Source organism: Bradyrhizobium sp. BR14999, from assembly GCF_056106085.1.
In genome coordinates this window covers 8146871-8166974 of the sequence record NZ_CM148536.1, presented here as the reverse complement: position 1 = coordinate 8166974, position 20104 = coordinate 8146871, and the positions used below count along the sequence as shown (strand labels likewise).

20 protein-coding genes are annotated in these 20104 nt (G+C 65.6%); 10 read left to right on the top strand and 10 right to left on the bottom strand.

The features are described 5' to 3' along the window. Positions 1–14: 14 nt before the first annotated feature. The 4 genes from ACR9YP_RS38020 to ACR9YP_RS38005 all read right to left on the bottom strand — a co-directional run bounded on the left by ACR9YP_RS38020 (position 15) and on the right by ACR9YP_RS38005 (position 3586). Complete coding sequence (locus ACR9YP_RS38020) at positions 15–1352, bottom strand: copper oxidase (RefSeq protein ID WP_474218499.1); 1338 nt, start codon at positions 1350–1352, stop codon at positions 15–17. Positions 1353–1365: 13 nt separating this feature from the next. Continuing rightward, positions 1366–2790, bottom strand: coding sequence for a TolC family protein (locus ACR9YP_RS38015; protein ID WP_474218498.1), 1425 nt, complete (start codon positions 2788–2790; stop codon positions 1366–1368). A 9-nt stretch (positions 2791–2799) separates the two neighbouring features. Further along, the gene (locus tag ACR9YP_RS38010) at positions 2800–3084 is read right to left on the bottom strand and encodes a hypothetical protein (RefSeq protein ID WP_438111039.1); all 285 of its coding nucleotides are present in this window, start codon (positions 3082–3084) and stop codon (positions 2800–2802) included. A 79-nt stretch (positions 3085–3163) separates the two neighbouring features. Then, positions 3164–3586: a hypothetical protein gene (locus ACR9YP_RS38005; protein WP_438111041.1), complete on the bottom strand. Its 423-nt coding sequence runs from the start codon at positions 3584–3586 to the stop codon at positions 3164–3166. Between the two features lie 174 nt (positions 3587–3760). On the opposite strand from ACR9YP_RS38005, the gene ACR9YP_RS38000 reads away from it, so the two are divergent. After that, entirely contained in the window at positions 3761–5026 is a 1266-nt protein-coding gene (locus ACR9YP_RS38000; RefSeq protein ID WP_438111043.1) for an MFS transporter, read from the top strand. Positions 5027–5081: 55 nt separating this feature from the next. On the opposite strand, the gene ACR9YP_RS37995 is transcribed toward ACR9YP_RS38000, so the two are convergent. Then, entirely contained in the window at positions 5082–5726 is a 645-nt protein-coding gene (locus ACR9YP_RS37995) for a TetR/AcrR family transcriptional regulator (RefSeq protein ID WP_438111777.1), read from the bottom strand. Positions 5727–5978: 252 nt separating this feature from the next. Between ACR9YP_RS37995 and ACR9YP_RS37990 the strand changes: the two genes are divergently transcribed. From ACR9YP_RS37990 to ACR9YP_RS37980, 3 genes are read left to right on the top strand one after another with little or no spacing between them, the layout of a single operon-like run. Next, complete coding sequence (locus tag ACR9YP_RS37990) at positions 5979–6476, top strand: (2Fe-2S)-binding protein (protein ID WP_474218497.1); 498 nt, start codon at positions 5979–5981, stop codon at positions 6474–6476. Further along, positions 6473–7528 carry an FAD binding domain-containing protein gene (locus tag ACR9YP_RS37985; protein ID WP_474218495.1) on the top strand — a complete coding sequence of 352 codons (1056 nt, stop codon included), beginning with the start codon at positions 6473–6475 and terminating at the stop codon, positions 7526–7528. Before ACR9YP_RS37990 ends, ACR9YP_RS37985 begins: the two co-directional genes overlap by 4 nt. Further along, positions 7521–9782: a xanthine dehydrogenase family protein molybdopterin-binding subunit gene (locus ACR9YP_RS37980; RefSeq protein WP_474218493.1), complete on the top strand. Its 2262-nt coding sequence runs from the start codon at positions 7521–7523 to the stop codon at positions 9780–9782. The genes ACR9YP_RS37985 and ACR9YP_RS37980 overlap by 8 nt, the downstream gene beginning before the upstream one ends. A 211-nt stretch (positions 9783–9993) precedes the next feature. Here ACR9YP_RS37980 and ACR9YP_RS37975 read toward each other — a convergent pair whose 3' ends face one another. Further along, a complete protein-coding gene (locus tag ACR9YP_RS37975; protein WP_474218492.1) occupies positions 9994–10542 on the bottom strand; it encodes a cupin domain-containing protein in 549 nt (182 codons plus the stop codon). Positions 10543–10690: 148 nt separating this feature from the next. On the opposite strand from ACR9YP_RS37975, the gene aptA reads away from it, so the two are divergent. Together aptA and ACR9YP_RS37965 are read left to right on the top strand one after the other, a co-directional pair. Beyond that, positions 10691–12019: an omega-aminotransferase AptA gene (aptA, locus tag ACR9YP_RS37970; protein WP_474218490.1), complete on the top strand. Its 1329-nt coding sequence runs from the start codon at positions 10691–10693 to the stop codon at positions 12017–12019. A gap of 71 nt (positions 12020–12090) precedes the next feature. Then, on the top strand, positions 12091–13356 hold the full coding sequence (locus ACR9YP_RS37965) for a D-amino acid dehydrogenase (RefSeq protein ID WP_474218489.1): 1266 nt from the start codon (positions 12091–12093) through the stop codon (positions 13354–13356). A gap of 274 nt (positions 13357–13630) precedes the next feature. Here the strand turns inward: ACR9YP_RS37965 and ACR9YP_RS37960 are convergent, their stop codons facing one another. Together ACR9YP_RS37960 and ACR9YP_RS37955 are read right to left on the bottom strand one after the other, a co-directional pair. Beyond that, a complete protein-coding gene (locus ACR9YP_RS37960; protein ID WP_474218488.1) occupies positions 13631–14284 on the bottom strand; it encodes a helix-turn-helix domain-containing protein in 654 nt (217 codons plus the stop codon). A 19-nt stretch (positions 14285–14303) separates the two neighbouring features. Continuing rightward, positions 14304–14441 (bottom strand): hypothetical protein, encoded by a 138-nt coding sequence (locus ACR9YP_RS37955; protein ID WP_164934416.1) that lies wholly within the window; start codon positions 14439–14441, stop codon positions 14304–14306. Positions 14442–14465: 24 nt separating this feature from the next. Here ACR9YP_RS37955 and ACR9YP_RS37950 point away from each other — a divergent pair, with 24 nt between their 5' ends. From ACR9YP_RS37950 to ACR9YP_RS37935, 4 genes are read left to right on the top strand one after another with little or no spacing between them, the layout of a single operon-like run. Beyond that, a complete protein-coding gene (locus ACR9YP_RS37950) occupies positions 14466–15224 on the top strand; it encodes an ABC transporter substrate-binding protein (protein WP_370988042.1) in 759 nt (252 codons plus the stop codon). 34 nt (positions 15225–15258) lie between these two features. Continuing rightward, positions 15259–15912, top strand: a complete 654-nt coding sequence (locus ACR9YP_RS37945) for an amino acid ABC transporter permease (RefSeq protein ID WP_474218487.1) — start codon at positions 15259–15261, stop codon at positions 15910–15912. Then, the gene (locus ACR9YP_RS37940) at positions 15909–16640 is read left to right on the top strand and encodes an amino acid ABC transporter ATP-binding protein (RefSeq protein ID WP_474218486.1); all 732 of its coding nucleotides are present in this window, start codon (positions 15909–15911) and stop codon (positions 16638–16640) included. The genes ACR9YP_RS37945 and ACR9YP_RS37940 overlap by 4 nt, the downstream gene beginning before the upstream one ends. Before the next feature lie 12 nt (positions 16641–16652). Beyond that, entirely contained in the window at positions 16653–17939 is a 1287-nt protein-coding gene (locus ACR9YP_RS37935; protein WP_474218484.1) for an NAD(P)/FAD-dependent oxidoreductase, read from the top strand. 40 nt (positions 17940–17979) lie between these two features. On the opposite strand, the gene ACR9YP_RS37930 is transcribed toward ACR9YP_RS37935, so the two are convergent. Both ACR9YP_RS37930 and ACR9YP_RS37925 read right to left on the bottom strand, forming a co-directional pair. Further along, positions 17980–18204 (bottom strand): hypothetical protein, encoded by a 225-nt coding sequence (locus ACR9YP_RS37930; protein ID WP_176945469.1) that lies wholly within the window; start codon positions 18202–18204, stop codon positions 17980–17982. 157 nt (positions 18205–18361) lie between these two features. Further along, positions 18362–19951 carry a gamma-glutamyltransferase gene (locus tag ACR9YP_RS37925; RefSeq protein WP_474218483.1) on the bottom strand — a complete coding sequence of 530 codons (1590 nt, stop codon included), beginning with the start codon at positions 19949–19951 and terminating at the stop codon, positions 18362–18364. Positions 19952–20104 lie beyond the last annotated feature (153 nt).

Below are 20104 nucleotides of genomic sequence, written 5' to 3'. Positions count from 1 at the left end.
GTTCATCGAAACGCTCACATCTTCATGTTCTTCATCGGCGGGCTGCCCGGTTTTTGCCGTGCCGGCTCTGTGGCCGGCGCCGTGACCTCGTAGGCGACGGTGCCTTTCGGGAATTGGTAGGGACCGGGATCGCGATAGTCGTCGCGTGCGAGGTCCTCGCGGATTTTCATCACGGTGAACATGCCGCCCATCTCGATCGGCCCGAACTGGCCGGTGCCGGTCATCATCGGCAGCGTGTTGTCGGGCGCGGGCATCTCCATGTTGCCCATCGCCATGCCGGTCGAGCCCATCGCCATGCTGTCAGGCGCGAGCTTGCCGACGGCCTTGGCGAGATCCTTGCGCGACACGCCGATCAGATTGCGCACCTCGTGCCCCATCGCATTCATGGTGTGGTGCGACTTATGGCAGTGGAACGCCCAGTCACCGGGATTGTCGGCGAGCACGTCGAACACGCGCACCGCGCCGACCGGCACGTCGGTCGTTGTCTCCGGATATTGCGCGCTCTCCGGAATCCAGCCGCCGTCGGTGCAGGTCACCGCAAAGCTGTGGCCGTGCAGATGGATCGGATGGTTGGTCATGCTGAGATTGCCGATGCGCACGCGCACCTTGTCGCCGAGCCGCACCGGCAGCGGATCGATGCCGGGAAACACCCGCGCGTTCCAGGTCCACATATTGAAGTCGGTCATCTCATTGACCAGGGGGAGATAGGTGCCGGGATCGACGCGATAGGTGCTCATCACGAAGACGAAGTCGCGGTCGACGGGCCGGAAGTTTTGATCGCGCGGATGCACGACGACCATGCCCATCATGCCCATCGCCATCTGCACCATCTCGTCGGAATGCGGGTGATACATGAAGGTCCCGCTCTTCTTCATCTCGAACTCATAGACGAAGGTCTTTCCCGGCTGGATGTGCGGCTGGGTCAGCCCGCCGACGCCGTCCATGCCGCTCGGAATGATCATGCCGTGCCAGTGCACGGTGGTGTATTCGGGCAGTCTGTTGGTGACGAAGACACGGACCTTGTCGCCCTCAACCGCCTCGATGGTCGGGCCCGGCGACTGGCCGTTATAGCCCCACAGATTCACCTTCATGCCTTCGGCGAACTCCCGCACCACGGGCTCGGCGACGAGATGGAATTCCTTCCAGTCGCCGTTCATGCGAAACGGCAGCGCCCAGCCGTTCAGCGTGACCACGGGGCGGTAGTCCGGACCGCTGATCGGATGCAGCGGCGGCTGCATCACCACCTTGTCCATATGCGCAGCCTCCGGAATCGACGCGGCCTGGACGCGGCCGCTGATGGCTGAGGCGCTGGCAAGCGCGGCGGTGCCTAAAAATCCTCGGCGGGAAAACATGTCGGCCTCCATGTCAGTGACCGCCATCGGCAGGCGCTGCCGCGGCGATGGCGGTTGGATTGTCGCTGCCGGCCGCAGGCGAGCCGCCGCCATTGACGACGGTCTGCAGGTCGGATTGGGCGAGGAAGAACCTTTGCTTGGCATCGATGGCGCCGCGCAGCGACGCCAGGCGCTGCCGTGCCTCAGTGAGCAGCGCGAAGATGTCGACCTGCATGCTGGAGAAGCGCACTTGCATCTCCTCGGTGATGATCTTTCGCAAGGGGATGATCTCGCGCTGGTAGTGGCTGGCGATGTCGTAGCTGGAGCGATAGCTGCGATAAGCGTCGCGTGCCTCCGAACGGACGTTGACGGCGCGCTCGGTCAGGCGGTTGAAGGCGAAATTGTAGGTCTCCGCCGCCTGGCGCACGCGCACCTCGCCGCCGTCGAAGATCGGGATCTGGAACTGAACGTCGAAGCCGCGTTCGCGGAACGGCGCACCTTCCGGATCCTGGGTGCGGCGGGAGATGCCGGCGAGATCGAGCAGGGTGACGAAGCGCGTCGCCTCGGTGAGGTGCAGCGATTTCGCCAGCGCCGTCAGCTCCAGCCGCGCGATCTGCAGGTCAATGCGATGGGCGACCGCGTCGGTTTCGATCGAAGGCAACGTGTGCGGCCGGCGCGGCAGCGGCGGCAACGCGTTCGGCAGGCGGAAGTCGAGGCCGCCGTCCCACAGCCCCATCAGGCGCGCGAGCCTTTCGCGTGCGCTCCCTGCCGTCTGCCGTGCGGTGGCGAGGTCGGCGGTGGTCTCGGCGTAAAACACCTGCTCGCGCGCCTGGTCGAGCTTGTTGAGCGAGCCCGTCTCGCCGAGCTTGACCGCGAGCTGTGCGGTCGATTCCGCCGTCGCCTTCGCGTCCGTCAGCAACACCACCATCTCGTTGCCGGCAACGACGCGCCAATAAGCGCGACGGACGTCGGCGGCGAGCCGCAATGTCGCCAGCGCCGCGCGCAATTGGGCCTGGCGGAAGCGGTCGCGGGCGATGTCGGAGCGAAACGGCAGGGTGGCGAGCGCGAGGATGTCACCCACCACCTGGCGCTCGATCTCGCTGGCGCCATTGCCTGAGATCCGCGAGATCGAGAACACAGGATTGGGCGGCAGGCTCTGTTCGACCAGATCGCTCTCGGCCAGCGCCAGCTCGTTATAGGCCGCTTGCAGCCCCTTGTTGTTGAGCAGCGCGATCTGCACGGCAGTGTCTGCGGTCAATGTCCGCGACAGCAGCTGGCGCATGCGCCCGTCAACTGCGCCCTCTCCCTCGCTTGTTCGCACGAAGGCGACGTCCTTGTTGATGCTCTGGCTCGTCAGCTCCGAGACCGTCGTCATCCCGCTGTCGGGCGAGAACGCGGCACAGCCGGACAGACTGAGCGCAGCGAGAACGAGCAGGCTTCGCGCGAAATGATGTGCCATGGCGCGCTCCTACCGGTCTTGCTTCGGCTGCGGCGCGACATTCTCGTTGCGCTCGCGCCATGGTGCCGGCGTCGCCGGCCGCAGGCTGCTGTAGGGCGCGATCGTCGAACGATAGATGGTCGGCGCCACCTTAGCCGCGGGATCGGCAGGATCCGCGGCGGCGATGTGTGTCGTTGCCGGCATGCAGCCGGCCAACGCCAGCGCAATCACGGCCAGCAGCGGCCAATTAAATAGAAAGTGTCGTCCACGCGCCGCGGATGCGGCGGCGGACTTCGCCCCGGAAAGCGTCAACATGATTCATCCCTGATCTGTCCGTAGAGACCACAGGTTCGCGCGCGCAGACGCGCGCTCGGCCTGACGTCGTCGCGTCAAATCAGGCGATGGGAGGGCGGTAGTGCAGGGGCGGCGTCGCGCTGTGCAGGCTGGCCACGATCTCGGGCGCGCAGGCGGAGATGGGCTGAAGCGGCTTGGCGACGCTGGGCAGATCGGTCGGCAGCGCACTCACGCACATCATCCCGCAGCACGGTCCGGTCGTGCCCTTGCCGCCATGATGATGCGGAGCGGGCGCGTCCTGCGCAGCGGTCTGGTGATGCGCATGCGCTCCCGCGTGGTCATGCGAGGGAGCGCCATGCTGATGGCTTGCCTGCATCTGGTGGTGCGCCGGCGCGAGATCGGCGAGCGGGGCCTCGTCCGCAAGACACGGTGCCGGACCGCCGCCCCAGGCGAGCGCTGCTGCGGGCGCGAGCACGCAGAACAGATAGGCGAGGGCAACGAGGCGCCCCACTCTGATCCGCATCGATCGTGTCAATTGCAATAGCATTCCGCCGACATGTTCCCCGCGCGGCAATGTTGCACACGCTGATTGCAAACTAGTGGCAAAACCCGCGTTCGCCAAGCTCCTTCTTACCGCAGTGCACCGCGCATGCCCAATATCGCGCCACAATGCTTGACCATGTGGCAATCAGCGAACATGGTCCGTTCCGTGCACGCGCCAAATCATCCAGGACAAACCCCGGCTTCATTCACCCCTGATTCGCGTCAGGCCTGGATGCGGCTGGTCATTGCGCTCCTGATCGGCTCGATCGGCGCCGTCGGCATGTGGGCGGTCGTGGTCGTGATTCCCGTGGTGCAGACCGAATTCGGTGCCACACGCGGCGCGGTGTCGCTAGCCTTCACGCTGATGATGTTCGGTTTTGGGCTGGGCGGCGTGATCGCCGGCAAGATCACCGACCGGTTCGGCATCGTGCTGGCGATGGCGATCAGCATCGCCTTTCTCGGCATCGCCAACGTGCTCGCGGGGCTATCGACGCAGCTCTGGCAGTTCGTGGCGGCGTATTTCCTGATCGGGCTCGGCACCTCCGCGACTTTCGCGCCGCTGATGGCGGAAGCCTCGCATTGGTTCGAGCGCTATCGCGGACTTGCGGTGACCATCGTTGCCAGCGGCAATTATGTCGCCGGCACGATGTGGCCGCCGATCGTGAGCTGGGGCACGCAGACCGCCGGCTGGCGCTACACCCATATCGGCATCGGCCTCGTCTGCGCGAGCACGATGGCACTTCTGGTCCTCGTCCTGCGCGCGCAGATGGGCGACGACCATATCCGCGACCATGCCAATGCACCGCCGCCGCGGGTCGATCTCAAGCTGTCGACCAACACGCTGACGGTGCTGCTCTCGATCGCCAGCATCTCCTGCTGCGTCGCCATGGCGATGCCGCAGGTGCATATCGTCGCCTATTGCGGCGATCTCGGTTATGGCGTGGCGCGCGGTGCAGAGATGCTGTCCTTGATGATGGGCTGCGGCATCGTCAGCCGGATCGGGTCGGGCTATCTCGCCGACAAGATCGGCGGCATCCGCACGCTGCTGGTGGGATCGCTGGCGCAGGGCTTTGCGCTGGTGTTCTATTTGTTCTTCGACAGCCTCACCTCGCTCTATCTGATCTCGGCGATGTTCGGCCTGTTCCAGGGCGGCATCGTGCCGAGCTACGCCATCATCGTGCGCGAGGCGATGCCGGCGAGCGAAGCCGCAACGCGCGTCGGCATCGTGATCTTTGCGTCCGTATTCGGCATGTCTTTCGGCGGCTGGGTGTCCGGCGTCATCTTCGACGCCACCGGCTCCTATGCCGCAGCGTTCGCCAACGGCGTGGGATGGAACGCGCTGAACATCGGCATCGTCGTGTTGCTTCTGATCCGCTCGCGGATGAACGCAACGAAGACCGGCCCGGGCTTTGCGACTTAGGCTTCCCGTCCAGCTTTCAGCAGCGAGCCTCCGGTTATCTTTTGATCGCCCTCCATTATCGCTTGCGCTTCGCGATGGGCTTCGCAGGTTTGGCGACGGCGCTGCGCGGCTTGGCTTTCGTGACGGGCTGCACCCGCAGCCCGTCCACGAACACGTCGAGCAGGCGCAGCACCGAGGCCTGCCACCCCGGCTGATCGTGCATGTAGCACATCCCGAAAAATGCCCGCAGCAGGTCCTCGGGGCTGACATCGCCGCGCATCTGGCCGGCCGCGACGGCGCGATCGAGCAGGGAGCCGATCGCCTTGGTCAGCCGGTCCATCGAGAAGGCCGCGAGCTCCGACGAGCTCTGGAACGTCAGCGCCAGTGCAGCCGACATGCCTTTCTTGGTGGCCACGAATTCGACGTTGGAGCGCAGCCATCGCCGCAGCGCATCCACCGGGTCCTTGGCATTCTTCAGCTGCTCGGCAAGCTCGCTGAGCTGCTCGACCTCGCGCCGGTAAACCGCCTCGAACAAATCCTCGCGCGTCGGGAAATGCCGGTAGAGCGTGCCGATGCCGACGCCGGCGCGTTTCGCCACGGCCTCGAGGCTGGCCTCGGGGCCGCCGGCGCTGAACACGGTTTTGGCGGCTTCGAGCACGCGCTCGCGATTGCGCACGGCATCGGCGCGGGGCTTTCGGGTCTGGTCGGTGTGCTCGTCCATGTCGGCAATGTAGATCACGAATTGGTTAGATTGAACCCTTGTTGAACCCTTGGCCGGCTGCATCGCGTTGGTGGCGCACGGGGTTTTGACGAATTCCAAATATTTTCCTGTGGCTCTTGTTAAGCGGAGGGTGCCTCCGTATCTTCGCTCAAGTGTTGGCCCGGATCATGTTCGGGCGGCGCCACGTTGACGGCGGCCACGGCGGTGGCGCGCTGCACGACTAGTCATGTCCATATCTGATCGGAGCCTTGTATGAACCACTCCATCAGCCTCACCGTGAACGGTGCGCGGCGCGAATTCGTCCTCGACGATCCGCGCGTCACGCTGCTCGATCTCCTGCGTGAGCGCCTTCATCTGACCGGAACCAAGAAAGGATGCGACCGCGGCCAGTGCGGTGCCTGCACCATTCTCGCCGACGGCAAGCGCATCAATTCCTGTCTCGCACTCGCCATCAGCCATGACGGCGCCGACATCCTCACCATCGAAGGCGTTGCGCGCGGCGACCAGCTTCATCCCGTGCAGGCCGCCTTCATCGCCCATGACGGCTTTCAGTGCGGCTTCTGCACGCCCGGCCAGATCATGAGCGCCATCGGCATGATGAGCGAGGCGCAGGTCGGCAACGATCCCGAGCGCATCCGCGAATGCATGAGCGGCAATCTGTGCCGCTGCGGCGCCTATGCCGGCATCGTCGATGCCGTGCTCGACGCGCAAGGACGCATGGACGAATCCAATCAGAGGCGTTCCGCATGAAACCGTTCGATTATGTCAGGCCCGCCACGGTCGCCGAGGCTGTCGCCGCCGCGGCCCAGCCGGGCGCCGTCTATCTCGCCGCCGGTACCAATCTGCTCGATCTGATGAAGGGCGGCGTCAGCCGTCCGGATCGTCTCGTCGACGTCACGCATCTCGATGGACTCGACGGGATCGAGCGCCTCGCTGACGGGTCGTTGCGCATCGGCGCGCTCGTCAGCAACGCCGATCTCGCACATGATGTTGAATTCGCCAGATCGTATCCCGCGGTCGCCGAAGCGTTGCTCTCGGGTGCATCCGCGCAACTGCGCAACGCCGCGACGGTCGGCGGCAATCTGTTGCAACGGACGCGCTGCGCCTATTTCTACGACACCGCCAGCCGTTGCAACAAGCGCGAGGCCGGCAGCGGTTGCGATGCGCGTGAGGGCGAGAATCGCAGCCATGCCGTGCTCGGCTGGAGCGAGAACTGCATCGCCACGCATCCGTCCGATTTCTGCGTGCCGCTGGTCGCACTCGACGCCGTTGTCGAGATCGAGGGCAGGAACGGCGGGCGCGAGATCGCGCTCGACGAGCTGCACCGCCTGCCCGGCAATACCCCGGAGCGCGAGTCGGCGCTCGAGCCCGGCGACCTCATCACTGCGGTGCGCCTGCCGCCTGCGGCGCGCGGCTTTGCCGCGCATGCGCGCTACCTCAAGGTTCGAGAGCGTACGTCTTATGCCTTTGCCGTCGTATCGGCTGCGGCCGCATTGCGGATCGAGAGCGGCAAGATCGCGGAGGCGCGGCTCGCGCTTGGCGGTGTCGCGGCAAGGCCCTGGCGTGCCCGCGCCGCGGAGGATGTTCTCAGGAACGTCGCGCCCACGGCCGACGCCTTCCGGGAAGCCGCCAGCCGCGCGCTCACCGATGCAAAGCCGTCCGGCGACAATGCTTACAAGATCGAGCTCGCGCGCCGCATTCTCGTGCGCGCGTTGACGCTGGCCGCAGCCGGTACGCCGGCGCGCCTGCCGGCGCTGCCGGCCTCTCCCTTTGCCTCGACCTCCGGAGCCATCCATGCCTGAGCTCAACCTGACCAGCGCGCCCGCCCATCTGCGCCACGGCTCGAACATCGGCCAGCCGCTGACCCGCCGTGACGGCATCCTCAAGGTCAAGGGGCAGGCGGTCTATGCCGCCGACAATCATCCGCCCGGCATGCTGTTTGCGGTGATGGCCGTCGCCAGCATTTCGCGCGGCCGTGTGGCCTCGCTCGATGTCGATGCCGCCAAGCGCCATCCCGGCGTGGTCGACGTCATGACGCCGGACCACAAGCCGCAGCTCGCGATCGACCCTGAGATCAAGACCAATCCGTTCGTGTTCCGGATGGAAGTGTTGCAGAGCAATGAGGTCCGCTACGCCAACCAGCCGATCGCCGTCGTGATCGCGGAGACGCTGGAGGCCGCAACGGAAGGCGCGGCGCTGCTGGCGCCGCGTTACGAGACGCTGCCCGTGCTGATCGGTCTCGACGCCGGCGAAAGTTTCGTGCCGCCGGTCGTCGGCGTCGGCAACCCCGCGGCGCATCACCACGGCGATGTCGAGGCGGGCCTTGCCTCTGCCGAGAAGCAGATCGACGCGGTCTATGAGACACCGCCGCAATATCACAACGCGATGGAGCCGCATGCGATCGTCGCCAGCTGGGACGGCGATAAATTGTCGGTCGACATGCCGACCCAGGGTTTGATGATGTCGCTGGCGCGTATCGCCGAGTTGTTCGGCATCGCGCACGACAAGATCCACATCCGCAGCCCGTTCCTCGGTGGCGGCTTCGGCTCCAAGGGGCTGATGGCCGGTCCACCGACGCTCGGTATCATGGCGGCCAGGCTGGTCGGCAGGCCGGTCAAGCTCGTGCTGCGCCGTGAGCAGATGTATGGCCCGGTCGGCCATCGGGCGCCGACGCGCCAGCGCCTGCGCATCGGCGCCGATGGCGAGGGGCATCTGACCGCGCTCGATCATCATGCCCGCACTGTGTCGAGCACGTTCGATGATTTCTACGAGCCCGCGGCCGGCGCTTCGCACTCGCTCTATGCAGCCTCTGCAATCCGCACCTCGCATGACGCCGTGCGCGTCAACACCGGCACGCCGTTGTTCATGCGCGCGCCCGGCGAGGCGACCGGATCGATCGCGCTCGAAAGTGCGATCGACGAGATGGCCTGGGCCTGCGGCATGGATCCGCTGGCCTTTCGCCTGAAGAACTACGCCGAGGTCGAGCCGATCACCGGCAAGCCCTTCTCCTCGAAGGCGCTGCGTGCCTGCTACGAGCAGGGCGCGGCGCGCTTCGGCTGGGCGAAGCGCCCGCTCCAGCCGCGGCAGATGCGCGACGATGCCGGCCTGCTAGTCGGCTGGGGCATGGGAACCGCGACCTTCCCGGCGCTGATGTTCCAGGCCGAGGCGCGCGCGGTGATCCGCCGTGACGGCTCCGGGGCCATGGAGATCGGCGCGCATGACATGGGGCAGGGGGCCTGGACGGCATTGGCGCAGATTGCCGCCGATGCCGTCGGTCTCGATATGGACCGCCTCACGTTCAAGGCCGGCACGTCCGACCTGCCCGACGCGGGCATCGCCGGCGGCTCGGCGCACACGGCAACCGCCGGTGCGGCGATCCACAGCGCCGGCGCGGCCGTGATTGCAAAGCTCGCCGATCTCGCAACCAATGACGAGCGCTCGCCGCTGTTCGGCGCCGGCAATGCCGGCGTGGTCGCGCGCGACGGAAAGCTGTTTCGACGCGACGACCAGAGCCGCGGCGAGAGCTATGCCGAGATCCTGGCACGCGCTGGCGTCTCCGAGGTCGAGGCGCGCGGCACCGGCGCGCCGAACCCTGCGGCGATGGAGGAATACGCGATGCACGCCCACGGCGCGGTGTTCGCGGAGGTGAAGGTCGATCCCGAGCTCGGCCAGGTCCGGGTCACCCGCATGGTTGGCGCCTTCGCGGCGGGACGCATCGTCAATCCGCGGATGGTGCAGAGCCAGCTGTTCGGCGGCATGATCTGGGGTCTGTCCTTCGCGCTGCACGAGGAGGCCGTCACCGACCGCCGCAGCGGCCGGATCATGAACGCCAATCTCGGCGAGTACCACATCCCCGTGAATGCCGATGTGCCGCCGCTCGACGTGATCACGGTCGAGGAGCACGATCCGCACGTCAATGCGCTCGGCATCAAGGGCGTCGGCGAGATCGGCATCACCGGCAGCGCCGGCGCGGTCGCCAACGCGGTCTGGCATGCGACCGGCGTGCGTGTCCGCCGCTTTCCGATCAGGATCGACGAGTTGTTGACGCAGTTCTAGCTGCCGTCCCGGAACAAAGCGGCCCCGGAGTGCCTAGGAGTCCGGGGCCATAACCTCAGCACCTTTTGCGCGAGGCTGCTCGGCTACGTGATGACAGTTAGCCCAGGTTCGGCCAGCGGACATTGAGGTGGCTCAAGCGCGCTGAGAATTCGAGCGGGACCAAATTCCTTGAGTTAGCGCAAGAAGGCCGGCGGGCCGACGCGGGCTCGCTTCAGAACGTCGGCGGCGTGCAGGCCGAGATCACTTCGCACGGCTTGCCGCCGACGCAGCGGAAGCGATGCGGCCGGCGGCTCTCGAAATAATAGGCATCGCCCGGATTGAGGATCCGCCGCTCGTCCTCGACGGTGACCTCGAGCTTTCCGGAGATCACGATGCCGCCTTCCTCGCCGTCATGGATGAGGTGGACGCGCCCGGTATCACTGCCGGGCTCGTAACGCTCCTTCAGGATCTGGAGGCTGCGGCCGAACAGATTGTCGCCGACTTGCTGGTAGGAGATCGGCTTCTTGCCGACCTCGGTGAGTTCCTCGGCGCGGTAGAAGATCTTGCGCCGGCTCTCTGGCTCCAGCGCGAAGAACTCGGCGAGCCCCATCGGGATGCCGTCGAGGATGCGCTTGAGCGCGCCGACCGACGGGTTCATCTGGTTGGATTCGATCAGCGAGATCGTCGAATTGGTGACGCCGGCTCGTTTTGCCAGCTCACGCTGCGACAGCTTGTGGCGCGCCCGGATGAATCGCAGCCGTCCACCGATGTCGACGCTCATGCCTTGGTCCTGTGTTGCAGGTGTTGCGGATCGCGCAAATATGGACCAGCAGCCCCAGTGAAATCAATGGCTTGCAGCTGATCAGAAAAGGACTTGTTGCGCTTTATCAGCCGTGGCTCTGCTAACAGGTCAGCAAAGGAGCGCGGCCGTGACCCTTCATCAGATTCCGAACACTATCAAGACCGACTCGTTCTGGATGCCGTTCACGGCCAACCGGCAGTTCAAGAAGGCGCCGCGCCTGTTCTCATCCGCTGAGGGGATGCACTACACCACTGTCGACGGCCGCAAGGTGATCGACGGCTCCGCGGGCCTGTGGTGCGTCAATGCCGGTCACGGCCGCAAGCAGATTGCTGCCGCGGTCGAGCGCCAGCTCATGACGCTGGACTTCGCGCCTTCGTTCCAGATGGGCCATCCGCTGGCGTTCGACTTCGCCGAGCGGCTCGCCGAGATCGCGCCGAAGGGCCTCGATCGCGTCTTCTTCACCAATTCCGGCTCCGAGTCGGTCGATACCGCGCTGAAGATCGCTCTCGCCTATCACCGCGCCAACGGCCAGGCCAGCCGCACCCGCCTGATCGGTCGCGAGCGCGGATATCACGGCGTCGGCTTCGGCGGCACCTCGGTCGGCGGCATGGTCGCCAATCGCCGCGCCTTCGCGACCCTGCTCCCGGGCGTCGACCACATCCGCCACACCCACGATCTCACCCGCAACGCCTTTGCCAAGGACCAGCCTGAGCACGGCGCCGAACTCGCCGACGATCTCGAGCGTCTAGTCGGCCTGCACGGTGCCGAGACCATCGCCGCCGTCATCGTCGAGCCGGTGCCGGGCTCGACCGCGGTGCTGCCGCCGCCGAAGGGCTATCTGGAGCGCCTGCGCGAGATCTGCGACAAGCACGGCATCCTGCTGATCTTCGACGAGGTCATCACCGGCTTCGGCCGCCTCGGCACGCCATTCGCCGCCAACTTCTTCGGCGTCACGCCGGACCTGATGACGACGGCCAAGGGCATCACCAACGGCACCATTCCCTGCGGCGCGGTGTTTGCGAGCCGCAAGGTGCATGACGGCCTGATGGTCGGCCCCGAGAACCAGATGGAGCTGTTCCACGGCTACACCTATTCGGCGCATCCGACCGCCTGCGCCGCCGGCATCGCGACGCTCGACATCTACAAGGATGAAGGCCTGCTCACGCGCGGTGCGTCGATCGCCGAATACTGGCGCGATGCGCTGCATTCGCTGAAGGGCCTGCCGAACGTCGTCGACATCCGCAATTGCGGCCTGATGGGTGCGGTAGAGCTGGCGCCGCGCGACGGTGCCGTCGGCGCCCGCGGCTACGACGTCATGGTCGATTGCTTCAACACGGGCCTCTACCTGCGCATGAGCGGCGACAGCTTCGCGATGTCGCCTCCGCTCATCGTCGAGAAGAGCCACATCGATCAGATGGTCTCGATCCTCGGCGACGCCATCAAGAAGGTGGCCTGATAATTGCTCCCGCGGTTCACGGAGTTTCTTCTTGCAGCGGCGCGCGTGATGCCGCGGGAGTTTGACGAAGCGTGAAAGTCTTGATCCTCGGCAGCGGTGTCATCGGTGTCACCTCTGCCTACTACCTCGCGCGTGCCGGCCATGAGGTGACGGTCATCGACCGCCAGCCCGAGCCGGCGCTGGAAACCTCGTTTGCCAACGCCGGCGAAGTGTCGCCGGGCTATTCCTCGCCCTGGGCCGGTCCCGGCGTGCCGGTGAAGGCGATCAAATGGCTGTTGATGAAGCATGGGCCGCTGGTGATCCGGCCGAAGCTGGATCCGGTGATGTGGGTCTGGCTACTCAAGATGCTGCGCAACTGCACCAGCGCGCGCTACGCGGTCAATAAGAGCCGAATGATCCCGATCGCGGAATACAGCCGCGATTCCTTGCGCGATCTGCGCCGCGACATCGGCATTCAATATGACGAGCGCTCGAAAGGAACGCTCCAGCTGTTCCGCTACCAGGCGCAGCTCGACGGTACGGCCGAGGACATCGCTGTGCTCAAGCAGTACGGCGTTCCCTTTGAGGTGCTGAGCCGCGAGGGCTGCATCGCGGTCGAGCCGGCGCTCGGCGGCGTGAAGGAGAAGTTCGTCGGCGGGCTTCGCCTGCCGCAGGATGAAACCGGCGACTGCCACATGTTCACGCAGGCGCTGGCCAAGCATGCCCAGGCGCTCGGCGTGCGCTTCATGTTCAACACAGGCATCGATCGCATCGTCACCGACGGCGCGCGTGTCAGCGGCGTTGTGACCAGTGCCGGCCTGTTACAGGCAGACGCTTACGTCCTTGCGCTCGGAAGCTGGTCGTCACGGCTCGTCGCGCCGCTCGGCATCTCGCTGCCGGTCTATCCGGTGAAGGGCTATTCGATCACGGTGCCGATCAAGGACGCCTCCGGCGCGCCGGAATCGACCGTGATGGACGAGAGCTACAAGGTCGCGATCACCCGCCTCGGCAACCGTATCCGCGTCGGCGGCACCGCCGAAATCTCCGGCTATTCCAGCAAGCTGTACGACGCCCGCCGCGCCACGCTCGATCACTCGCTGACCGACCTGTTCCCGCGCGGCGGCGATCTCGCCAAGGCGACGTTCTGGAGCGGCCTGCGTCCGATGACGCCGGACGGCCCACCCGTGATCGGCCCGACGCCATACGCCAATCTCCACCTCAACACCGGCCACGGCACGCTCGGCTGGACCATGTCCTGCGGTTCAGCGCGCGTGCTCGCGGACATGCTGTCGGGCAAGAAGCCGGACATCGACGTGAGCGCGCTGGTGGTGGACCGGTACAAGCACCGGTTTGGGTGACGGTCTCTCCGCGCGTCATTGCGAGGAGCCCTTGCGACGAAGCAATCCAGACTGTCTCTGTCGAAAGACTCTGGATTGCTTCGCTTCGCTCGCAATGACGGCGCGGAGGCGCCGTGGTTCTCTTCGCCTCTCCCCGCGTGCGGGGAGAGGCCGGAATTTGCGAGAGCAAATTCCGGGTGAGGGGGAGCTTCCGCGAGTCCAACTCTCTCGATTCGTGCGGAAAGAGCCCCTCACCCCAGCCCTCTCCCCGTAAGAACGGGGAGAGGGAGAGCAGTCAGCTCGCCCCCGTCACGCAATTCACCCACAGCACCACCGCCTTGGCATCCTGCGCCGGATTGGAAAACCGGTGCGGCCGCCGGCTCGCAAACCTAAAACTGTCACCGCTCTTCAGCGACCACGTTTCGCTGTCCACCGTCAGCATCATCTCACCTTCGAGCACGAGGCCGGCCTCTTCGCCGTCATGGGTGTAGAGCTCGTCGCCGGTGGAGCCGCCGGGCTCCAGATGCACCAGGAACAGATTGAGCTTGTTGTCGGCGCTCGCCGGGCTCAGCAATTGCTTGGATACGCCGGTGCGCCAGAGCTTCAGCTCGGGGCGCTCAAGCCCACGCGTCACGACCTGGTTGGATCCGCCGTCAGCGCTCGGGCTCGCGCCGAACAGCGCAGCGATGCCGACGCCGAACACGTCGGCCAGCGTCGCCAGCACGCGCAGCGAGGGAGATGACAGGCCGCGCTCGATCTGGCTGAGGAAGCCGATCGACAGCTCCGTGCGCGCCGCGACCGTTTCCAGCGAAAACTGCCTGACGCGCCGGAGATCCCTGATGCGGCGGCCGACCGCGACGTCCATTGCGGGCTCTGCGGGTTTGGTGACAGCCTTGGTCCTGGCTTTGGCCTTCAGCTTCTTCGCCGGCCTCGCGGCCGGTTTGCGCATTCTTTTGCCACCGCTCACGTCAGATCGCTTCCTTCATGTGCATGAAAACCGCTTGCGCGATCCGCGAAAGTGTGACCAAATTTTCATATTGGTGAAAATAGGCCGAAACGGTCTGGCCCGCAACGTCTGATCCCATGACACGCGCCAGCGCCGCCATCGGCCAGACCCAAAGGGGGATGCGATGAAGCGTTTTGGTCTGGCCGCGATCGCGGCACTCGCAATTGCAGCCGTGGTGCCGGCTTCGGCGCAACAGGTGCTGAAAGTCGGCTCGACACCGACGGGCATTCCCTTCACCTTCCTCGACACCAAGACCAACACCATCCAGGGCATCATGGTCGATCTCGTCACCGAGATCGGCAAGGACGCCGGCTTCAACGTGCAGATCGAGCCGATGCAATTCTCGGCGCTGATCCCGTCGCTGACCTCGAGCAAGATCGACATCATCGCCGCCGCGATGTTCATCACGCCGCCTCGAAAGGAAGTGGTCGACTTCTCCGACCCGATCTACACTTATGGCGAAGGCCTCGTCGTGCCGAAGAGCGACACCAAGGCCTATGCCACGCAGGACGACCTGAAGGGCGAGACGGTAGGTGCCCAGGTCGGCACCGCCTTCGTCGATGCGCTGAAGAAGTCCGGCCTGTTCGCCGAGGTCAAGGCCTACGACACCATCCCCGACATCCTGCGCGACGTGAACACCGGCCGCCTCAAGGCCGGCTACGCCGACTATCCGATCCTCGCCTACAATCTGAAGCAGGGCGGCTTCCCCGAGGTGCGCCTCGTCGACGGCTACAAGCCCGTCACCGTCGGCTCGGTCGGCATCGGCGTTCGCAAGGGCGAGACCGCGCTGCTCGGCAAGATCAACGCCTCGCTGGCGAAGCTCAAGGCCAATGGCACCATCGCCAAGATCCTCGATAAATGGGGCCTGAAGGCACAAGGCTGATCATTAGAGGAGGCTGATCGATGAAGGCTGCCCGATGAAAGGCTTCTGGCGCGACGCCGTTGAGTTCTTCCCGATCCTGTTGAACGGCGTCGCGCTGACGATCATCGTCACGGTCGGCTCGCTGCTGCTCTCGACGGTGCTCGGCCTCGTCTGGGCGATGATGCGGGTCTCCGGCATCAAGGCGCTGTCGATGCTCAGCGCCAGCCTGATCAACGTGATCCGGGGCATCCCGATCATCGTGCTGTTGTTCTACCTCTATTTCGTGATGCCCGATCTCGGCGTCACGCTGTCGGCGTTGCAGGCCGCGATCCTCGGGCTCGGCATCGCCTATTCGGCCTATCAGGCGGAAAATTTCCGCGCCGGCATCGAGGCGATCGACAAGGGCCAGATCGAAGCGGCGCAGACAATCGGCATGGGCTGGTGGCTCACCATGCGCCGCGTGGTGCTGCCGCAGGCCGTCCGCATCGTGCTGCCTCCTTACGGCAACGTCATGATCATGATGCTGAAGGATTCGTCGCAGGCCTCCACCATCACGGTCGCCGAGCTCGCGCTGCAAGGCAAATTGATCGCGTCCTCGACCTTCAAGAACACCAGCGTGTTCACCCTTGTTGCGCTGATGTACCTCACCATGAGCATCCCGCTGATCCTGCTGGTCCGTCACTTCGAGAAGCGGGCTGGCAAGCGATGATCAAGCTGAACGACGTCCACAAGAGCTTTGGCAAGGTCGAGGTGCTCAAGGGCATCAATGCGTCGGTGCAAAAGGGCGAGGTGGTTTGCATCATCGGCCCGTCCGGCTCGGGCAAGTCTACAATCCTGCGCTGCATCAACGGGCTGGAGAGCTACGATCGCGGCGAGATCAGCGTCGAAGGTTTGAAGGTCGATCGCGATGCACCGTCGATCGTGGCGATCCGCACCCAGGTCTCGATGGTGTTCCAGCGCTTCAACCTGTTCCCGCATCGTACGGCGCTGGAGAACGTGGTCGAGGGACCGCTCTATGTGAAGAAGGAGCCGCGTGCGCAGGCGCTGGAGCGCGGCCGCGCGCTGCTCGCCCAGGTCGGGCTCGCCGAGAAAGCCGATGCGCATCCGCCGCAACTCTCCGGTGGCCAGCAGCAGCGCGTTGCTATCGCGCGTGCGCTCGCGATGCAGCCCAAGGCCATCCTGTTCGATGAGCCGACATCGGCGCTCGATCCCGAGCTCGTCGGCGACGTCCTCGGCGTGATGCGCAAGCTTGCCGATGACGGCATGACCATGGTCGTCGTCACCCACGAGATGGGCTTTGCCCGCGATGTCGCCGATCGCGTGCTGTTCATCGACGGCGGCGTCATTGTCGAGCAGGGGCCGGCCAAGGCGCTGCTCAATCAACCCCAGCATCCGCGCACGCAGGATTTTCTGCGCCGCGTGTTGCATCCGCTCTGATCGGTCTTCGCCATGACCACACGCCTGCCTCTGCCTCCCTCGCTCTACGCCGACACCGCCGTCGCGCCGATCGCCACGCCGCCGCTCGACGTCGACAAGACTGTCTCCGTCGCGATCGTCGGCGGCGGCTACACCGGCCTGTCCACGGCGTTGCATCTGGCCGAGCAGGGTGTCGAGGCGCTGGTGCTGGAGGCGCAGGAGCCCGGTTGGGGCGCGTCCGGCAACAATGGTGGCCACACCAATCCCGGACTGAAGCACGATCCCGATCAGATCGAGGCCGATTTCGGCACAGATCTCGGCCGCCGCATGATCGACTTCTCCTACGGCACCACCAACTTCACCCACGAATTGATCCGCCGTTACCAGATTCCCTGCGAGGCACGGCAGAACGGCACGCTGCGCGCGGCCTATAACGAGGCCGGCGCCGCCGCGATCGAAAATACCGCGCAGCAATGCATCCGCCGCGGCATGCCGGTGTCATTCCTGAACCGCGAGCAGTTGCGCGAGATGACCGGCACCGACCGCTATATCGGTGCGATGCTGGATACGCGTGGCGGCGATCTGCATCCCCTCAGCTATGCCCGCGGCCTCGCGCGCGCGGCGATCTCCGCCGGCGCGAAAGTGTATGGAGAAACGCCGGCGCTGTCGCTGCGCCGCGAGGGCACGCGCTGGCGCATCGAGACGCCGCGCGCGATCGTGCATGCCGAAAAAGTCCTACTCGCCACCAATGGCTTCACCGACGACCTCTGGCCGGCACTTCGCCGCACCATCGTGCCGGTGTTTTCCTCGATCGCCGCCACCGCGCCGCTCTCGGACGCGATTGCGCGCGAGATCATGCCGACGCGTCCCGTGCTCTACGAGAGCGGCCACATCACGGTCTATTATCGCATCGATCAGCACAACCGCCTGTTGATGGGCGGCCGCGGCCCGATGCGCTGGATCAAGTCGCCGAACGACGTCGCCTACCTCATGCGTTACGCCGAGCGGCTATGGCCGCAGCTCAAGGGCGTCGCCTGGACGCATGGCTGGAACAGCCGGCTCGCGATCACCGTGGATCATTATCCGCATGTGCATGAGCCCGCGGAGAACATCCTGATCTCGCTGGGCTGCAACGGCCGCGGCGTTGCGCTCTCCACCGCGATGGGCGCGCAGCTGGCGCGCCGGCTGATCGGCGGGCCGAAGGTGGAGATCGATATGCCGATAACGGGCATCAAGCCGATGCCGATGCACGCGTTCTGGCCGATCGGGGTGACTACAGCGGTGATCGCGGGGCGGGTGAGAGATCGGTTAGGAATATAGAAAAGGCGCTGCCGAGGCAGCGCCTTGCTCGATCCGATGTTCAGCAGCGGCCCTGTTTCCACAGGCCGGGCGGGCAGCCCATGCCGCGCCAGCCGACCTTGCGCCCGTGGTACCATCCCGGCGGCGTGCCATGGTAATGATAGCCCATCGCGTGGCCACGACCGTAGCCGTGCCCATGTCCATGCCCACCCTTGGCCAGTGCAGGGCTGGTAAGTGTGAGGCCGGCCGCAACGATCAGCGACGCGGCGAGCGCAAGTTTCTTCATCATGTCCTCCACTGGGGCGAGCGCATTTGTCCGTTCACTGAACGAACGGCAGGTAGGTAAGTTCCCTGCGAATGTGGAGGAGTCATGACGCTCGCGGAGATGGCAATGGCGCGACGGCTCAACGAACGTTGGCACAAGCTCGCATCGATCCGTGCGCTCAGCCTTCCTCCACCGCTTCCGCCCACGGTTGGAAAATCTCGACCGCGCCCGAATTGGTGTCGCCCTCGCGCATCACCACGCTCGGGCAAGCAAACTTCATCGGCAGTGCCTGCACCTGCGTCTCCTCATAGTCGAACCGCGCCGCCAGCGTATTGCGCGCCTCCGCCGGCAGGCGGGCATCGCCGATCACGACCGCGCCTTCGCTGGCGTCGATGCGCGGCTGGTGGATGGCGGCATCGAGGTCCATGCCGAAATCCATCGCAAAGGACACGAGCTGCGTCACCGCCGGCAAGATGCGGCGGCCGCCGGAGGCGCCGACCGCGAGGCGCCTGCCGTCCTTCGTCTCGGCGATGACGGGCGTGTAGTTGGTGAGACAACGCTTGCCGGGGGCGAGCGAGTTGGTGGTAGCAGGCGTCGGGTCGAACCACATGATGCCGTTGTTCATGGGGATGCCACTATGCGGCGTCACGTATTTCGAGCCGAAGGTGGAGAGCAGCGTCTGCGTCACCGCGGCCATGTTGCCGTGACGGTCGACTACGGAGAAATGCGTGGTGCAGGCCGGCGCGAGATATTCCGCCCCGAGCGAGCGCTTGCCGTCGGCATCGCCCATGTCGCCCAGCCGCTGGCGGTAGGCCGATTGCAAAGCGAGCGCGTATTCAGCGTAGGCGGCCGCATCCGGCGCGGTGCCCGGCTTCAGGTTCTGCTGCAACAGGCGTAGCGCATGCGCTATCGTGGGCCCGGCCGTGAGCTCCGGCGTCGCAAACACCTTGCCGCCGCGATAGGGGATCGCGAGCGGCTCGCGCAGGTGGCTACGGAACGCGGCGAGATCCTCCACCGACAGCGAACCGCCATCGGCCTTGATGTCGGAAGCGATGCTCTTGGCGAGATCGCCCTCATAGAAATCGCGCGGGCCGGCCGCGGCGAGATGGGCCAGCGTCGCCTTCAGCTTGTCCTGAGGCAGCCGCGTCTCGGCCTTGATGCCCCAGGGCGCATTCGGCGGCAGACCGTCCTTCAGGAATATCTCCGCGCTGGCGGGATAGCGCCTGAGGTCGGCGGCGGTGCTTGCGATCATCAACGTCGTCCACCAGTCGACCAGCAGGCCTTCGCCCGCGATCGTCGCGGCGGGCGCGACCAGATCTTTCCAAGGCATCCTGGCGTGGCGGCGATGCGCTTCCTCCATGCCGGCGACGACGCCGGGCACCGCGATCGAGCCGGGCCCGTGAATGTTGCGATCGTCCTTCACCCGCGGCCAGGGGAACAGGTCGGAGGCCGCGCCTTCGCCCGTGATCGGATAATCGGTTACGCGCAGGCTCTGCGGCGCGCACATGCCGTAGTCGATCACCTCGTAGCGATTGTCCTTGGCGCGGTAGAGCACCATCGCGCCGCCACCGCCCATGCCGCTCATCCAGGGCTCCAGCACGTTCAGCGCAAACGTCGTTGCGACAATCGCGTCGACGCAGTCGCCGCCCGCCGCCAGCACTTCTGCGCCGACCTCGGCGGCCCGGCGCGATTGCGCGGCGACGATGCCGCCCTTGGTTCTAACTGCGGGTTTGCGGATCTGTTGGGCGCGGCTGAACTGGTGAGGCATGTTGTGGTCTTGATGTTTGTCGTGGCTTTGCTGCGTTGACGTCGAGGCTCCGCAATTGGCGAAGCCCGCAGACAATGGCACATTGCCGCCAACGAGAACATCGAAACGGAGGCGCGACATGGCTGGTGTGAAACAGGCGCGGGATGGCGCGGT

Bases quoted from the DNA above. Each gene is read 5' to 3' on its own strand.
- ACR9YP_RS37985 (WP_474218495.1), top strand. From the start codon at position 6,473: ATGAAACCGTTCGATTATGTCAGGCCCGCCACGGTCGCCGAGGCTGTC.
- ACR9YP_RS38020 (WP_474218499.1), bottom strand. From the start codon at position 1,352: ATGTTTTCCCGCCGAGGATTTTTAGGCACCGCCGCGCTTGCCAGCGCC.
- ACR9YP_RS37980 (WP_474218493.1), top strand. From the start codon at position 7,521: ATGCCTGAGCTCAACCTGACCAGCGCGCCCGCCCATCTGCGCCACGGC.
- ACR9YP_RS38005 (WP_438111041.1), bottom strand. From the start codon at position 3,586: ATGCGGATCAGAGTGGGGCGCCTCGTTGCCCTCGCCTATCTGTTCTGC.
- ACR9YP_RS37990 (WP_474218497.1), top strand. From the start codon at position 5,979: ATGAACCACTCCATCAGCCTCACCGTGAACGGTGCGCGGCGCGAATTC.
- ACR9YP_RS37975 (WP_474218492.1), bottom strand. From the start codon at position 10,542: ATGAGCGTCGACATCGGTGGACGGCTGCGATTCATCCGGGCGCGCCAC.
- ACR9YP_RS38010 (WP_438111039.1), bottom strand. From the start codon at position 3,084: ATGTTGACGCTTTCCGGGGCGAAGTCCGCCGCCGCATCCGCGGCGCGT.
- ACR9YP_RS37950 (WP_370988042.1), top strand. From the start codon at position 14,466: ATGAAGCGTTTTGGTCTGGCCGCGATCGCGGCACTCGCAATTGCAGCC.
- ACR9YP_RS37925 (WP_474218483.1), bottom strand. From the start codon at position 19,951: ATGCCTCACCAGTTCAGCCGCGCCCAACAGATCCGCAAACCCGCAGTT.
- ACR9YP_RS38015 (WP_474218498.1), bottom strand. From the start codon at position 2,790: ATGGCACATCATTTCGCGCGAAGCCTGCTCGTTCTCGCTGCGCTCAGT.
- ACR9YP_RS38000 (WP_438111043.1), top strand. From the start codon at position 3,761: ATGGTCCGTTCCGTGCACGCGCCAAATCATCCAGGACAAACCCCGGCT.
- ACR9YP_RS37935 (WP_474218484.1), top strand. From the start codon at position 16,653: ATGACCACACGCCTGCCTCTGCCTCCCTCGCTCTACGCCGACACCGCC.
- ACR9YP_RS37930 (WP_176945469.1), bottom strand. From the start codon at position 18,204: ATGAAGAAACTTGCGCTCGCCGCGTCGCTGATCGTTGCGGCCGGCCTC.
- ACR9YP_RS37945 (WP_474218487.1), top strand. From the start codon at position 15,259: ATGAAAGGCTTCTGGCGCGACGCCGTTGAGTTCTTCCCGATCCTGTTG.
- ACR9YP_RS37955 (WP_164934416.1), bottom strand. From the start codon at position 14,441: ATGGCGGCGCTGGCGCGTGTCATGGGATCAGACGTTGCGGGCCAGACC.
- ACR9YP_RS37960 (WP_474218488.1), bottom strand. From the start codon at position 14,284: ATGCGCAAACCGGCCGCGAGGCCGGCGAAGAAGCTGAAGGCCAAAGCC.
- ACR9YP_RS37995 (WP_438111777.1), bottom strand. From the start codon at position 5,726: ATGGACGAGCACACCGACCAGACCCGAAAGCCCCGCGCCGATGCCGTG.
- ACR9YP_RS37940 (WP_474218486.1), top strand. From the start codon at position 15,909: ATGATCAAGCTGAACGACGTCCACAAGAGCTTTGGCAAGGTCGAGGTG.